The organism is Pandoraea sp. E26 (genome assembly GCF_000681415.1).
Classification (GTDB): domain Bacteria; phylum Pseudomonadota; class Gammaproteobacteria; order Burkholderiales; family Burkholderiaceae; genus Pandoraea; species Pandoraea pnomenusa.
The window spans coordinates 1-1,856 of the sequence record NZ_AYXJ01000080.1; the positions used below are offsets into that span (position 1 = coordinate 1).

General features: G+C 57.9%; 3 protein-coding genes. All 3 read right to left on the reverse strand.

The features are described from left to right. On the reverse strand, positions 1-215 hold a 215-nt coding region (locus W930_RS28905; protein ID WP_369798722.1), incomplete at its 3' end, for an integrase core domain-containing protein. A 29-nt stretch (positions 216-244) separates the two neighbouring features. Then, a protein-coding gene (locus tag W930_RS29950) for an IS3 family transposase (RefSeq protein WP_144347285.1) occupies positions 245-1,365 on the reverse strand; the annotation gives its coding sequence in 2 pieces (ribosomal slippage) (positions 245-1,107 and positions 1,107-1,365; 1,122 coding nt in all). 47 nt (positions 1,366-1,412) lie between these two features. Next, a complete protein-coding gene (locus tag W930_RS0125190; protein WP_023595205.1) occupies positions 1,413-1,646 on the reverse strand; it encodes a DUF1153 domain-containing protein in 234 nt (77 codons plus the stop codon). Positions 1,647-1,856: the final 210 nt, after the last annotated feature.

Genomic DNA, 1,856 nt, shown 5'->3' on the forward strand with positions numbered 1-1,856 from the left:
ACACGGAATTTCTGACACCCCCGAATCCAGTCGCCGATGACACGGCTGGCGTGTTGCAGCGTCTCGAAGCGATGGCGGTGTGCACATTGCTCCTTGAGCGTCCGGATGACGCGCTCGACCATGCCGTTCTGCTGTGGACAATGCGGGGTGATGAATTCCTGGCGCAGGCCGTAGCTGTGCGCCAGCGCGGTGTAACTGCGATTGGTAAAGACCAATCCGTTGTCGCTGTGACCTGCCCCCGGTTTTAGTCCAAAACGCTTTTAGAGTCCGAGTTTAAAAACTTCTGTTCTTCATGCGCCCGAGCAAACTGCTCGGGCGTCAGGTAGCCGAGAGAGCTGTGAGGCCGCTCTGTGTTGTACTCGATACGCCATGATTCAATCAAGCGCTTGGCGTGGCGCAGCGAGACGAACCAGTGTTCGTTCAGACATTCGTCACGGAACCGCCCGTTGAAGCTCTCGATGTAGGCGTTCTCCACAGGTTTGCCGGGTCGGATGAACGACAGCGTGATGCCAACCTCGTACGCCCAGGCATCCATTACCTTGCCAGCGAACTCTGGCCCGTTGTCCACGGTGATGGATAACGGCAATCCGCGCATCTCCCGCAAACGTTCCAACACTTGTCTCACGCGCTGCCCAGGCAGTGAAGTGTCGACCTCGATGACAAGGCATTCACGCGTGTAATCGTCGACCACATTCAGGCACCGAAACCGCCAACCGTACGCCAAGCCGTCAGCGACGAAGTCCATTGACCAGCTTTGATTCGGTCCTGTTGGTAGCGGTCGAGGTGTCCGTTCGACTGCGGCAATACGCTTGCGCCTTCGTTTGCGCACGCTCAGTCCCGCTTGGCTGTATAGCCGCCAAACCCGCTTGTGGTTCGCCAGCCAACCCTCCCGACGCAGCAGCACGTGAATGCGGCGATAGCCATACCGGCGCTTCTGCGCCGCAATGGCCACCATTCTGCTCGTCAACTCGACGTCGTCGGTCCGGCTTGACTCATAACGGAACAACGACCGCGAAATTCCCACCAGCCCGCAAGCCCGGGTGACACCCATCGCGCGCTCGGTCATCAACGTTCGGACCGCTTCGCGTTTGGCTTGCGGGCTTGCTACTTTCGGGCAAGCAGGTCCTTCAGCGCTGCGTTGTCCAACATCGAATCGGCCAGCAATCGCTTGAGCCGACCATTCTCCTGCTCAAGCTCCTTAAGACGCTGAGCATCCGACACGGTCATCCCGCCGAATTTGGCTTTCCAGTTGTAGTAGGTCGCTTCCGAGATTCCGTATTTACGGCACAACTCGGCCGGCTTGAGACCCGCCTCGCCTTCCTTCAACACGCCAATGATTTGTTCTTCGCTGAATCGCTTCTTCACTTCCGTTCCCCTTCGTTGGAACGGACTCTACACCGTCTGCGGACTATTCATGGGGAGCAGGTCAGCTCGTATTGCTCCCGAACGTCCAGCGGGTTTGCTCGCAGCGCATTTTCCATGCCCCGCTTGCCGTCTTCGACCCACGATTCGACTTCCGAGGGTGCGAGGTCAAACGACCGGCTCGCCTCAGATACCGTCGTTTTGCCTTGAATAATGTCGAGCACCAACGCGCTCTTGCGCTTGGCCGTCCACCGCTTGATCTCGTCTTCCATCTTCATGCTCATGTGTTTGTCCTCGAAGGTTAACACCTGAGCAGGTTTTCAGTGGGTCATTACAAATACGGATCTGAAGGGCGCATACATCGCCAGTACGGCAGACCCGTCGAAGAACCAACTCACGACGGGAACGTTGATGTTCTCCGACATCCAGAACCATTCCGACTACAGCGCGAACAGCTTTGGCTTTGGCGGCGGGGGCACGTTCGGCAACGGGGG